Source organism: Collinsella sp. An271 (assembly GCF_002159695.1).
Taxonomy (GTDB): domain Bacteria; phylum Actinomycetota; class Coriobacteriia; order Coriobacteriales; family Coriobacteriaceae; genus Collinsella; species Collinsella ihumii.
In genome coordinates this window covers 170,089-183,108 of record NZ_NFJE01000001.1, presented here as the reverse complement: position 1 = coordinate 183,108, position 13,020 = coordinate 170,089, and the positions used below count along the sequence as shown (strand labels likewise).

At 63.5% G+C, this 13,020-nt stretch carries 15 protein-coding genes; 13 read left to right on the top strand and 2 right to left on the bottom strand.

Annotated elements, in window-relative coordinates:
* The first annotated feature begins 3 nt into the window (after positions 1-3).
* The 13 genes from ruvX to recN all read left to right on the top strand — a co-directional run bounded on the left by ruvX (position 4) and on the right by recN (position 10,542).
* A complete protein-coding gene (ruvX, locus tag B5F74_RS00815) occupies positions 4-432 on the top strand; it encodes a Holliday junction resolvase RuvX (RefSeq protein ID WP_066832307.1) in 429 nt (142 codons plus the stop codon).
* Entirely contained in the window at positions 425-1,714 is a 1,290-nt protein-coding gene (mltG, locus tag B5F74_RS00810; RefSeq protein WP_239283300.1) for an endolytic transglycosylase MltG, read from the top strand. Before ruvX ends, mltG begins: the two co-directional genes overlap by 8 nt.
* On the top strand, positions 1,711-2,208 hold the full coding sequence (locus B5F74_RS00805) for a YqeG family HAD IIIA-type phosphatase (RefSeq protein ID WP_087199213.1): 498 nt from the start codon (positions 1,711-1,713) through the stop codon (positions 2,206-2,208). Before mltG ends, B5F74_RS00805 begins: the two co-directional genes overlap by 4 nt.
* A 6-nt stretch (positions 2,209-2,214) precedes the next feature.
* The gene (locus B5F74_RS00800) at positions 2,215-2,748 is read left to right on the top strand and encodes a shikimate kinase (protein WP_066832301.1); all 534 of its coding nucleotides are present in this window, start codon (positions 2,215-2,217) and stop codon (positions 2,746-2,748) included.
* Complete coding sequence (locus B5F74_RS00795; RefSeq protein ID WP_087199211.1) at positions 2,745-3,860, top strand: hypothetical protein; 1,116 nt, start codon at positions 2,745-2,747, stop codon at positions 3,858-3,860. The genes B5F74_RS00800 and B5F74_RS00795 overlap by 4 nt, the downstream gene beginning before the upstream one ends.
* A gap of 97 nt (positions 3,861-3,957) precedes the next feature.
* Positions 3,958-5,088 carry a Xaa-Pro peptidase family protein gene (locus tag B5F74_RS00790; protein WP_087199209.1) on the top strand — a complete coding sequence of 377 codons (1,131 nt, stop codon included), beginning with the start codon at positions 3,958-3,960 and terminating at the stop codon, positions 5,086-5,088.
* Positions 5,089-5,399: 311 nt separating this feature from the next.
* Positions 5,400-5,963, top strand: coding sequence for an elongation factor P (efp, locus tag B5F74_RS00785; RefSeq protein ID WP_066832283.1), 564 nt, complete (start codon positions 5,400-5,402; stop codon positions 5,961-5,963).
* A 167-nt stretch (positions 5,964-6,130) separates the two neighbouring features.
* Positions 6,131-6,493, top strand: coding sequence for an Asp23/Gls24 family envelope stress response protein (locus tag B5F74_RS00780; protein WP_066832597.1), 363 nt, complete (start codon positions 6,131-6,133; stop codon positions 6,491-6,493).
* A gap of 5 nt (positions 6,494-6,498) precedes the next feature.
* The gene (nusB, locus tag B5F74_RS00775) at positions 6,499-7,020 is read left to right on the top strand and encodes a transcription antitermination factor NusB (RefSeq protein ID WP_087199207.1); all 522 of its coding nucleotides are present in this window, start codon (positions 6,499-6,501) and stop codon (positions 7,018-7,020) included.
* Positions 7,013-7,270: an exodeoxyribonuclease VII gene (locus B5F74_RS00770; RefSeq protein WP_087199204.1), complete on the top strand. Its 258-nt coding sequence runs from the start codon at positions 7,013-7,015 to the stop codon at positions 7,268-7,270. The genes nusB and B5F74_RS00770 overlap by 8 nt, the downstream gene beginning before the upstream one ends.
* On the top strand, positions 7,270-8,073 hold the full coding sequence (locus B5F74_RS00765) for a TlyA family RNA methyltransferase (protein WP_087199202.1): 804 nt from the start codon (positions 7,270-7,272) through the stop codon (positions 8,071-8,073). Before B5F74_RS00770 ends, B5F74_RS00765 begins: the two co-directional genes overlap by 1 nt.
* Positions 8,070-8,930, top strand: coding sequence for an NAD(+)/NADH kinase (locus tag B5F74_RS00760; protein ID WP_087199201.1), 861 nt, complete (start codon positions 8,070-8,072; stop codon positions 8,928-8,930). The genes B5F74_RS00765 and B5F74_RS00760 overlap by 4 nt, the downstream gene beginning before the upstream one ends.
* Positions 8,923-10,542, top strand: a complete 1,620-nt coding sequence (gene recN, locus B5F74_RS00755) for a DNA repair protein RecN (protein ID WP_087199199.1) — start codon at positions 8,923-8,925, stop codon at positions 10,540-10,542. Before B5F74_RS00760 ends, recN begins: the two co-directional genes overlap by 8 nt.
* A gap of 89 nt (positions 10,543-10,631) precedes the next feature.
* Here recN and B5F74_RS00750 read toward each other — a convergent pair whose 3' ends face one another.
* Both B5F74_RS00750 and aroQ read right to left on the bottom strand, forming a co-directional pair.
* On the bottom strand, positions 10,632-12,533 hold the full coding sequence (locus B5F74_RS00750; protein ID WP_087199197.1) for an FUSC family protein: 1,902 nt from the start codon (positions 12,531-12,533) through the stop codon (positions 10,632-10,634).
* Between the two features lie 19 nt (positions 12,534-12,552).
* On the bottom strand, positions 12,553-12,993 hold the full coding sequence (gene aroQ / locus B5F74_RS00745; RefSeq protein WP_087199195.1) for a type II 3-dehydroquinate dehydratase: 441 nt from the start codon (positions 12,991-12,993) through the stop codon (positions 12,553-12,555).
* Positions 12,994-13,020: the final 27 nt, after the last annotated feature.

Here is a 13,020-nt window from a genome sequence, read left to right as displayed (position 1 = left end):
ACCATGGTCGCGCTCGCGCTCGACATAGGACAAGTCCGCATCGGCATCGCCGTGTCCGACCGGAGCGGTCGCGTGGCGCTGCCCGTCAAGGTCCTTCCGGCCATCGAGGTCACCTCGATGGCCCGGAGCTTCAGGCAGATCGTCGAGGATCACGAACCCGATATCATCGTCTGCGGCCGTCCGCAGACGATGGCGGGGGAGGACGGACCCCAAGCCGAGCGCGTCATCTCGGTCGGTCGCCAGATCGCCGATGCCCTGGACCTGCCCCTCGTCTTTGCCGACGAGCGGTTGAGCTCGCGCGAGGCCAAGCGCATCTTGCGTGAAAACGGCCTTTCGGAGCGAAAGATGCGCGGCAAGGTCGACATGGTCGCCGCCTCGCTGATCCTGCAGGCGTGGCTCGATGCCCAGAACGGAAAGGACGACTGTGCCTAACGAGAATTCCGGCGATTCGCGTCGTCGCACGCATACTCAGCCGGGCTCCCCTCGAGCGGCCCGTCCCGCCTCGGGCGGTACGCGGTTCCGCTCTGCGGGCGCCCAGCCTGTCGCCGCCAATCGCCAGCAGGCGTCTGGAACTAGGTTCCGCACGTCCCCGACTCAGGCGCGGCCGAATCCGCGTCCCGTGCAGCCTGCGACGCGTTCCCGATACGCCGCTCAGTCGTCCTCTGCGCGCCGAGGCGGATCGCCGATCAAGGTCATCGTCGGCATCGTCGTCGCCCTGGCCGCGGTCGCCGCCCTCGTGTTCGTGGTCGTCCCCCGTGTTTCCGAGCTTCTCGGGGGCGGGCAGCCTGCCGTCGAGGCCGGGCAGGAGGTGCAGCTCACGATCCCTGAGGGCGCATCGGGAGACGACATCGCCGCCATCCTCGCCCAGAACCACATCATCGACAACCCGAAGGATTATTACGCCGCCGTGAACCGGCTCGATGCATCGATGTCGCTCAAACCGGGCGATTACATCCTGTATACCGGCCAGGATCCCGAAGAGGTCGTCCAGCAGCTTGTCGACGGACCGAACGTCGAGGGCAACAAGATCACTATCCAGGAGGGCCTGACCGTCGCGCAGACGGCGGCGCGCGTCGAGGAGACGTTCGGCATCTCCGCCGATGAGTTCATCGCTCAGGCGAAGGCGTCCAACTACGCGGCCGACTACCCGTTTTTGGAGGGCGCGTACGATGACTCGCTCGAAGGGTACCTGTATCCCAAGACCTATTCCTTCACGGATGTCCCGACCGCCGATGAGATCATCCGGGCGCAGCTCGATCAGTTCGTGACTGAGACCTCTTCGTTGGATCTGAACGCGGGCCCCTCGGGCCTGACTGCGCAGCAGATCGTCACGATGGCGTCTCTGATCGAGCGCGAGACCGCCGTGGAGTCCGAGCGCCCCACGGTCGCGAGCGTCATCTACAACCGTCTCGCCATCGATATGCCGCTTCAGATCGATGCGGCCATCGTCTATGCGCGCGGGGGCGGCAGCGACCCGGTCACCTACAGCGACCTTGAGATCGATTCCCCCTACAACGTCTATACGAACTACGGCCTGACCCCTGGTCCCATCTGCAGCCCGAGCATCTCCTCCATCTCGGCTGCGCTGAACCCCGATGACACCGACTACCTGTACTACGTGGCCTCGGCCGCAGGCGATGGGTCCCATAAGTTCAGCTCCGACTACGAGCAGTTCGAGGCCGACAGCGAGGAGTACGCGGAGTCGCTGCAATGAGGATCTTTTCACCGAAACGCTACGTAGCCTCTGTCGACCGCATCGACCTGGATGAGCTCTGGGCTCAGGGCAAGCGGGCCATCATGCTCGATCGCGACAACACGCTGGTTCCCCGAGACCGCAAGACGGCTCCTGCGGAGATATGCGCATGGCTCGATCGTGCTCGCGACAAGGGGTTCGCGCTCTATATGGTTTCCAACAACTGGCATCGCGACCAAGTCATGCGGTCTGCGTCCGAGCTCGGCTTGGACGCCATCAGCCATGCCATGAAACCCGCTCCCTTCGCGTTGCGCGCGGCGCTCAAGCGCATGGGCCGCACCGCCGAGGAGGCCGTGCTCATCGGCGATCAGCTGTATACCGATGTCTGGGCCGGCAACTTCGCCGGCGTGGACACGATTCTCGTGAAGCCGCAAACCGAGGTCGACCTATGGTACACGCAGATCTTCCGCATCTTCGAGCGTCGCGCGCTGCGCGATCTTACGTGCGAGGAGTAGGCGGTCATGACGGGCACGATGAAACGGGGGTGCGACCACATCTTTTTCGTCGGATTCCTCGGCGCGGGAAAATCGACCCTCGCGCGGAATCTCGGCATGCTGTTCAATCGACGCTACGTCGATACCGATCGGCTTGTCGAGCGGCGGCGAGGACTGTCGGTCTCCCGAATCTTCGAGCTCGAGGGCGAGCAGGCGTTCCGTCAGCTGGAGACCGAGGCGCTGGGTTCTTTGGCATGCGACCGCAGCCTACTCGTCTCCTGTGGGGGCGGCATCGTCGAGACGCCGTGCAACATCGAGCTCATCAACCAGATGGGCTACTGCGTGTACCTCGATGGCGATATCGACGATTCCCTGCGACAGATCAGGCGCCGTGACACGAGGCCGGACTTTCGCTCGGATGAGCACGCCGCGCGCCTGCTCGAGCATCGCCGGCCCCTGTATCAGCAGGCCGCGGACTTCACGGTCGACATTCGCGGCAAATCGTTCAAGGAAGTTACCTATCTCTGTGCAGAAATGCTTTTGGAGCGTGGATTGTTATGACCATTCGGCGTCAGCTGGTGAACTTTGGTAAGACGTGCACCGATTTCCGCATCGGGTCCGGTGCCCTTGAGGACCTCCCGCGGCTCATCAAGAGCATTGCGGGGGAGCCCAAGCGTGCGCTGCTGGTGCATGATGCGATTCCCTCTGAGGAGAATCTCGAGTGCGTCAGGCGCGCGCTGGTGGACACCGGGTACTCCGTCGAGTTCATGTCTTTGGCGCGTGTGCCCTCCATCGCATCGATCGAGACCGCGCAGCGCGTCTTCGCCACGATGGAATCCTGTCACATCACCGCCGACGACCTGCTCGTCGCTGTCGGCGGGGTAGAGGTGTGCTCGGTCGTGTCCTTCTGCACGCGGACCTGGTGCTCGGGCACCTCGGCTCTCGCCATCCCCTTCACGCTCGACGCCATGTGCACGATCTCCACGTCCATGCGCGCCCTCGATGCCGGCTCCTCCCGCGAGATGATCTCCATCCAGCCCGGATGGGACATGATCGTCTGCGATATCGATCTTGTCGTCGGCAAGGCCATCGACCAGGTCGGCATGGGGTATGCACTGCTGCTTTCCTCCGCGTTCGCGCAATCCCGCCGCATCTGGGATCAGTTCGCCGAGAAGATCGACGGTATCGTCGACGGCGTCGAGATCCCCCTGATCGACGCGCTGTGCAATACCCAGACGGCCCGCGCCTCCGCGGTTCGCTCGGCAAACCCCTCGGCGCGCAACGCCGTGAATTACGGCGTGACGACGATGCATGCGCTGCGCGCGTGCCTGGGGGATGACGTTCCCGACTATCTCCTGTACGCCGAGGGCCTGCGATTCGAGGCGCGCCTTGCGCATGATGCGTGCGGCCTCGACGTCGATCTTGTTTTCGAGCAGGACGACCGCCTGGATGACCTGGGGATCGAGGAGCTGCCGTTCAAGCTCGACGTCGATCGGTTCATCGCGGCGCTCCACGATGCGCGTTTCGTCCGCTCGAATCGCTTCATGCTCTCCCTGCCGAAGAATCCCGGTTCCATCCGTCTCTCCAAGGTTGACGAGGACATCCTGCGTCGCCATGCCGAGGCGTATCTGGCGTCGCGTGCAGAGCTGCTCGAGGAGGGGGATGCGGAGTAGCCAGCCCCAAGGGCTCTCTTCCAAGCTGGCGGGTGCATGCGTTTAACAGAGGGTGTAGTATGTCGAGCGGTAACGTTACTCGTGAAAGGAGCGGTCTATGACCGACATTCAGAATGGCCCCGCGGGCCGTATCGCTCGTCTTCGCTCGCTGATGGAGAAGCGCGGCTACGATGCGGTCGTCGTGCGCGACGAGGCGAATCTCCGTTGGCTGACCGGCGCGATGGGCGTGTTCGACTACACCTTCGAGTTCCCCCACGCGGCCTTCATCACCCATGACGCCTGCTATCTGCACACCGATTCTCGCTACTACAACAGCTTTGCCGAGAATTTGCCCGAGGGCAGTCCCTGGCAGGTCGACATGGACGGTTTCGACATTCCCGGTTGGGTCGCCCAGCATGCGCTGGAGTCCCGCAGCCGTGTCGTCGCCATCGAGGACGACATGCAGCTGTCGTTCTACCAGGGCATCCTGCGCGGTCTCGAAGACCGCTCCATCGTCGCGTCGCTGCCCCAGATGCACGGCGACATCCGCCGTATGCGCGCAATCAAGGACGCCGAGGAGATCGAGCTCATGCGCCATGCGCAGTCGATCACCGATCTTGCGTTCCAGCACATGCTCGGCTACATCAAGCCCGGTCTGACCGAAAAGCAGATCCGTACCGAGCTCGAGAGCTTCATGTTCAACAACGGAGCCGATTCGCTGGCATTCGGCTCGATCGTCGCGAGCGGTCCCAACACGGCCAACCCGCATGCGGTGCCCAGCGACCGCGTGGTCCAGAAGGGCGATTTCGTCCTGATGGATTATGGTGCGGGATATCGCGACTACCGCAGCGACATGACGCGTACCGTCGTTTTGGGCGAGCCCACCGACGAGCAGCGCAAGATCTACGACCTTGTGCAGCGCACGCATGAGGAGTGCGTCAAGGCGATCCACGGCGGCGTGGACGGCAGCGACATCCATAACCTGTCGGTGAAGATCATCTCCGATGCAGGCTACGGCGACTACTACGGCCATGGTCTGGGTCACGGCGTGGGCATCAATATCCATGAGCTGCCGAATTTCGGCCGCAAGTCTAACATCGTGGAGGCCGGCGCCGTCATCACGGTCGAGCCCGGTGTGTACCTGCCCGGTGTGGGCGGCGTTCGCCTGGAGGACTTCGGCCTGGTCACCGAGGACGGTTTCGAGCCGTTCACCGCAAGCCCGCACGAGCTCCAGGTCATCGACTGCTAAGGAGCTCTTCTGCGACGGGGCTGTGTTCTGAACAGCCCGATACCATGTCGCGCGACGATTCACCCACCCCTTCATTCATGAATGAAAGGGTGGGTGAATCAATGAAATCATGGGCAAACGCTGAAATGGCTTCTCTTCGTTCATGAATGAAGAGAAACTCGGGCACAGGGACCCCGATCGATACGGCCTGCGCCATGTGACCGGAGTCGAGGACGGCGGACCCTTATCTCCTTTTGGGACTTTTTGCGCAGGGCTGTGACTGGGCGTATACTGTTACAGTTCGCTGTATCACATGAGAAAGGCTCATATCCATGGCTTCGATCACCACTGCCGATTTCAAGAACGGCCTCGGCCTTCGCATCAAGGACAAGGTCTGCACCATCGTTGAGTTCCAGCACGTCAAGCCGGGCAAGGGCGGTGCCTTCGTCCGCTACAAGACCAAGGACATCAAGACCGGCCGCGTCGTCGAGAACACCTGCAACGCCGGCTCCAAGTTTGAGAGCGTGACGCTGACCACCACCGAGATGCAGTATCTCTACAACGACGGCGATCACTACTACTTCATGAACATGGAGACCTACGACCAGGTCCCCGTGCCCGTAGACTTCATCGGCGACAACTCCAAGTGGCTCAAGGAGAACGACGTCTGCCAGCTGCTCTACGCCGATGACGAGCTCATGGGCGTGAACCCGCCGATGTTCATCGAGGTCGAGGTCACCGAGACCGACCCCGGCTTCAAGGGCGATACCGTCCAGGGCGGCACCAAGCCGGCCGTCATCGAGACCGGTGCCACCGTTCAGGTTCCGATGTACCTCAACGTCGGTGAGAAGATCAAGGTCGACACCCGCGACGGCAAGTTCGTCTCCCGCGTCTAGTCGATCGTCCGATCAGCCAGATTGCACGAGGGCGGGGTCGCGCACCCCGCCCTTTTTTCGTTGCGTGGCCGATGTCCGCGTCCCAACGGTGTCGATATGGGGTATCGTGTACACTGGTTCGTAACGTGGAACCTGCCCGCATTCCGTTGCATGAAATGGGTGAGAACATGTCTGAAGAGATCAAGATCGACGGTATCGCCATCGCGCCCGAGGTGCTGTCCATTATCGTCTCCCATGTTGTCGAGGAGGTTGAGGGCGTCGCCTCCGTTGGCGTGAGGGATCTGGCCACGAATCTCGTGTCGATGTTTTCCGCCAAGAGCGCCGCACCCGCGCTGCCGCCCATCGAGGCCGAGGTTGAGGACAACAAGCTGCACCTGACCGTGCGCGTCACGGTGTTCTTCGGCTATCCCTTCAAGAAGCTCGCTGAAGCCATCCGCGCCGCTACGGTCAAGGCCATCGATGCTCAGATCGGCGTCGAGGTCGCTGCGGTCGACGTCTGCATCGACGGTCTGGTGTTTCCCAAGGAGTAACATACGTGAGTCTTAAAGTTGAACGCGGGCGCACCCTTGCCCGCAGCCAGGCGCTGCAGATCCTGTTTCAGGCGGAGGCGCTTGATAAGCCTGTGGACCAGGTGCTCGACGGCGATTTCCTGCTGTCGAAGGGTCCACTGAACGAGTACGCCGAGAAGCTCGCTCGCGGCTGCTACGCCAACCTCGACCGCATCGACAACGCGCTGCACGAGGTGTCCGATAACTGGAGCCTGTACCGCATGCCGAGCGCCGATCGAAACCTGCTTCGCATCGCGGTGTACGAGATGCGCCTGCAGACCGACGACCCCATCGATGACGCCGTCGTCATAAACGAGGCCGTCGAGGTCGCCAAGGCGTACGGCACCGACGAGTCGGCTCGCTTCGTGAACGGCGTGCTCGGCCGCATCGCCCGTGCAGACGAGCTGCCCGGCCACGATGTTGAGCTCGAGGACGATTCCGACGCCGATGTTGACGTTGATGTCGTCGTGACCGATGCCGACGATCAAGACGACGAGTCCCATGAGTGATTCCACCCTTCACTCGTTTGACGACCTGACGGGCCGTCTCGATGAGATCATCGCCACCGTCAGGTCCAAGGACACCTCGCTGGAGCGCTGCCTCGACCTGTTCGACGAGGCGATCGGGCTCGGCTCCAAAGCCGTCGATATGGTCGATACGTTCGAGCTTTCGCCCCGTGAGGAAGAGCAGCTGGCCGAGAGCATGGATGAGGATGCCGCCCGCGGCGGCACGCCTGGTGCAGAGGAGCAGCAGCACTGATGAAGCGAGTGCGCCTCGACGAAGAGATGGTTGCGCAGGGCCTGTGCGCGGATCGCGCGGAGGCCCTGCGCTTATGCATGGCCGGTCTGGTCTCAAGCGGGGGCGAGAGGCTGGAGTCGGCGGCGACGCGCGTCGTCCCCGGGGTCGAGATCCACGTCAAAGGCCACCTGCCCTATGTGGGGCGCGGCGGGCTCAAGCTCGCCGGCGCCCTCGATGCGTTCCAGGTCGATCCGAGCGGCCTGTCCTGCCTGGATATCGGATGCTCGACGGGCGGATTCACCGACTGTTTGCTCCAACGCGGCGCCGACCATGTCGTGGCCGTCGACGTCGGTCGCGCCCAGTTCGCCTGGTCGCTGCGAAACGATGATCGTGTGACGCTGCTCGAGCGCACGAATATCGTCGATGTCCCCGATATGGGCTATGCGCGCTCGTTCGATCTTGCCGTGTGCGACGTGTCCTTCACGAGCATCCGCGTCATCCTTCCCGCCGTTCTTGAGCTCCTGCGCGACTCAGGGCGCTTCCTCACGCTCGTCAAACCGCAGTTCGAGGCGTCTGCCGACGAGGTGGGCGAGGGAGGCATCGTGCGCGACCCCCGCGTGCACGCCCGCGTGCTTCAACAGACCGTCGCGCTGTTCGCCGAAAGTGGCCTGTATCCCGTCGACATATGCGCATCCCCCATCACGGGCACCAAGGGCAACCGTGAGTTCTTCCTGCTCGGAGACTGCGGCCTGTACCATTCCCGCAGCTCTGAGGAGCTGGCTTGCCAGTGTACGCACCTCAACGTTAAGGCGGTGAACCTATGAAGATCTTTCTCGTCCCCAACTATCAGAAGAGCGAGGCGGTTCAAAGCGGCCTCACGCTCGAGCTGTGGCTGAGCCGTCAGGGCTACGAGGTGGCGTGGGCGGCGGACCAGAAGTCGAAGATCGCCGCCGAACCCGACATCGATGGCAGCGATCTCGTCATTTCCCTCGGCGGCGACGGCACCCTTCTGCGCGCCGTGCGCATCGTGGGGTCCCGTGAGATTCCCATCCTCGGTCTTTCGTACGGGCATCTTGGCTTTTTGACCGCCGCCAGCCCGGAGGAACGTGACATCCTGCCCGTCGTTGCCGATGCCCTTGCCGGAGAGTTGCACGTGAGCCGTCGCGCCACGATCCATTGCGACGTGTATTCCGTCGACGAGCGCGGGGAGGAGCACGCCATTAGCGCATTCGGCCTCAACGACATCGCCCTCACCCGTGGCCCGCTCTCAGATATGGTCGAGTTCGACATCTCGGTATCCGGGCACCATATCGACCGCCTGCGCGGCGACGGCGTCGTCGTGTCGACGGCGACCGGATCGACCGGTTACGCCCTGTCGGCCGGCGGCCCCATCGTGAGCCCCGAATACACCGGGCTCGTGTGCGTGCCCATCGCCCCGCACACCATCCAGGCGCGCGCATTTTTGACGTCGCCTTCCGACATCGTCGAGGTGACGATGTCCCATGACCGGCCCTCCGTGCCCGCTATCGCGGTCGACGGCAGGTTCTTGACGCCGACGGGCGTTGTGGAGCGTCTTGTTTCCCGTCGCGGTGAGGCCGATGTCCTGCTGCTCGACTACGGTCCCGAGAGCTTCTACAATTCCGTCTCCCGCGTCTTTTACGGAGTGCGTCGCGATGATTGATGAGCTGCGCGTTTCCAATCTCGCCCTGATCCGCGAGGCGACGCTGGAGCCCTGCGAGGGACTGACGGTACTCACCGGCGAGACGGGTGCGGGCAAGACCGCGCTTCTGTCCGCCTTGAAGCTCATCATGGGGGAGCGCGCCGACTCGTCCATGGTCCGTGAGGGAGAATCCTCCGCCACGGTCGAGGGTCGCCTCTTTCTGGGCGCGCGCGATACCGAGGGTACCGTGGTGCTGCGCCGGCTCGCTTCCGATGGGCGCAGCCGCGTCAAGATCGACGGCTCGCTTGCTAGCGTGCGCGAGCTCGCCGAGCGCGTCGGCTCGAATATCGACCTGTGCGGACAGCACGAGCACCAGCGCTTGCTGGATCCCTCTACTCATGTCGAGATGGTCGATGCGTGGGCTGGTCCCTCGGTTACGGGGCCTCTCGAGACGTACCGCGCTGCGCTTTCGGCGGCACGTGCGGCGCAGCGGGAGCTCGACCGCGTGGAGGCCGCCTCGCGCACGCAGGGGTCGAGGCTCGAGGAGGCCCGATTTGCCTACGAGCGCATCTGCGAGGTCGATCCTCGCGAGGGCGAGCTCGAAGAGCTCGAGGAGACGCTGCCGCGCGCGGAGCACGCTGAATCGCTGATCGCGTGCGCGCTCGATGCGGATCGGTACCTCTCGGGCGAGGACGGGTCGCTCGACGCCCTGAACGCGGCGATTGCCGAGCTTTCCCGTATGGGCTCGGTCGATGCCAAGCTTGCCGAGTTCGCCGACTCGCTGGCATCGGCCGCCATCACGCTCGAAGACGTCGCCTCGGAGCTTCGTCGCTACGCCCAGGATATCGATTTCGATCCCGAGCAGCTTGCCGCCGCGCAGGATCGCATGGCGGAGCTGCGCGGCCTCATGCGTCAGTGGGGTCCGCGCATGGAAGATGTGTTCGCCAGGCGCGAGGAGGCCTCTGAGCTGCTCTCCCTGGTCGACGATGCCGACGAGCGGGTCCGTCGTGCCAAGGAGGCCCGTGACAAGGCGGAAGGAGAGCTCGCCAAGGCGGCGCGCGCTCTCATGCGTGCGCGCAACGCCGCGGCTCCGCGCTTTTGCCGCGAGGTGGGCAAGCAGATGATGCGCCTCGAGATGGGGCGCGCCGAGCTCGTTTGGGAGAGCAAGGATCTTCCGCGTGCCTCGTGGACGGAGGCGGGTCCTGCCGCCTGCGAGCTGCTGTATCGTAGCGGCGCCGGCCTGACCCCTCGTCCGCTTAGGCGCATCGCCTCGGGCGGCGAGCTTTCCCGTGTGATGCTCGCCTCCAAGGTCGTGCTCGGCGAGGCGGACGGCGTCGACACCCTCGTGTTCGATGAGGTCGATGCCGGCGTCGGCGGCTCCACCGCACGCGCTTTGGCGGTCGTGCTCGCCGACCTGGCCCGGACGCACCAGGTAATCGTCGTGACGCATCTGGCCCAGGTCGCCGTCATGAGCGATCGCCACTACGTCGTCTCCAAAACGGGCGATGACGTTCCCGAGACGCAGCTCATTCCTGTCGAGGGGGAGGACCGCGTGCGGGAGATCGCCCGCATGCTTTCCGGCGATGCCACCCAGGCCTCGCTCGACCATGCACGGGAGATGCTTGCCCGATAGGTCTTTTAGGGACAGGTGATTTTTGTTCATGCCGGTGCGAAGGCACCGGCATGAACAAAAATCACCTGTCCCTAAAAGACCATGCGAGCTTATTTGAGTTTGATGCGGTTGGCCATGTAGTGCTCGAGCGCGTAGCGCAGATCCTCGGAGTGGATTTGCGGGATGAGCTTGCCGGGCAGATAGCTGCGCGACATGGGCATCGTGCGGTCCTTGAGCGTCAGCGCGATATGGCGGATGAGGGCCAGGTCCTCGTCATCGAGCTCGCCCGCTTGGACAAGGTACTCGATCTGCTCGAGTTCAGAGAACATGTGCCAGCGCGTCACCAGGCGCGATTCCTCGTAATCGCGGACCACCTCGTCATCGAGGGCGCGGACGTACGCGATCGCCTCGTCGTAGACGAGATGATAGGCCGAGAGCATCTCGCCTGAGATGCGGAGCTCCACATGCTCGGTCACGCTGCGCTCGACGAACCCCCAGTACGCCTTGATGATGCCGTTCAGCTGGCGCTTGTTGCACTCGAAGATCTTCTCCCGTTTGGAGGGGAGCACGAGGTAGTTGATGACGAGCACGATGCCGACGGCCATCAGCACATAGAAGAGGCGCAGCGCCATCGCCGTCGTCTCGTCGATTGTCAGCGAGGTCATCATCAGCGCGAACGAGGTGGCGAAGATGGCCTGGACCCAGCTTCCCGGCGTGCAGGCGTACACCAGCAGGATCATGACCATGCAGAAGCAGTATACGGCGAGCGGGTCGTGGATGATATGGGACGCCGCGAACACCACGATACAGCCGATGGCGGTGCCGAGCGGACGCGTGCGCATGCGATGCGTGCTCTCCTCGTAGCTCGGCATGAGAAGCAGAAACGCGTTCAGGGGCACCCAGTAGACATGGTTCGCGCCCCACAGCATGCTCATGGAGCAGGTGATGACCAGAACGACCGAAAGGCGCGTGGCGAATCGGAACTCAAAGGAATCGCTGTCGAGGTGGTGGATGAAGTTGGCCGCGATGTCGCGCAGCGGGGCCACGCGCCAGGGGAGATGCCGGCGGCGCTCGGGGGCCTGGGAGGTGATGAGCATCAGCGTGTGCAGCACGCTGTGGAAGAAGATGCGCGTCCGTCCCTCGGGCAGGTCGACCATGCTGAGAATCATCTTCAGCATGCGGTGGACCGCCGCGCATTCGGCCGGCGTCGACGCGGCGCGCACCTGCCTGACCATCGCGGTGACGTGATGGAAGACGGACAGATTGACATCGTGCTCGCGGCCGGAGCGCCAGGCGGGGTCCGAAAGCAGGTAGATTGCGCGCTGGAAGAGCGTGGCGTACAGATAGTATTTCAGCGTCGTGCGGTTCGGCTCCTGGAACAGCTTGCGGCTGCTGAAGCAGAGCCGGTCGAACGTCTTCTCGAGCTTGAGGAATTCCTGGGACAGCAGGGCGGGCGACTCCCCGTCAGCGAGACGGTCGAGCAGCTCCGCCAGGTGCCCGAGGCTCTCATCGAGCTCGCGCTCCGGATCGCGCGAGCGGCCCTTGCACCATCGCGTGAAATACAGCACGACCATCAGCACGACGGTGGCGTAGACCGTGGACGCAAGCTGGATTAAGAACTCGTCGGGCGTGTGCGGGATCAGCTCGAGGAACACGAAGGCCATGACGTATCCGAAGTACGCCTTCTGGTCGAACTGGTTCGACTGGATCACGACGAGCAGGAACGGCACGATGATGTTCAGCGCTATGCAGCAGACGATGTTGAGCGTCGCTAGGTAGGAGAGGATGTTCAAGAAGGGGAGCGTGATGAGGATGCGCCCCAGCAGGGACGTCGAGAAGGCGACGTTGCGCTTGGTGCGAAAGATCACGATGATGGGCGAGATGATCATCGTGTAGGTGCTGCCGAACAGGGCGATGATCGAGGCGAACAGCAGCGTATAGAGCGCGCCGGATGAAAGCGCATCCGAGAGGCGCTCTTTGGCCTGTTGTCCCGCATGCCGTATGTCGACCATCGCTGCCCGTTCGCCGCCGTCAGCCGTGCTGCAGGTGGTCGGCGAGCAGCCTCAGCGCATGGGCGTACCCCTGCAGGCCCTCGCCGGTGATGGTCTTGATGCAGGCCGCGCGCACATACGAGATCTGGCGGAACTCCTCGCGATCCTCGACCGCGGAGATGTGCACCTCGATGCAGGGCAGGCTGACGGCCTTCACCGCATCGAGGAGGCCGACGCTCGTGTGCGTGTAGGCGGCCGGGTTGATGACGATGCCGTCGTAGGTGCCGAGCGCCTGCTGGATCTGGTCGATGAGGTCTCCCTCGTGGTTGGACTGGTATACCGCGACTTCATCGAATCCGGCGTCCGACCCCGCCTTCTTGCAGAGGGCGACCAGGTCCTCATAGGTCTCGCGACCGTAGATTTCCGGCTCGCGCACACCGAGCATGTTCAGGTTCGGTCCGTTCAGGACAAGTGCTTTCACGGCGCTTCCTCCTTACGCGTTGCGTTC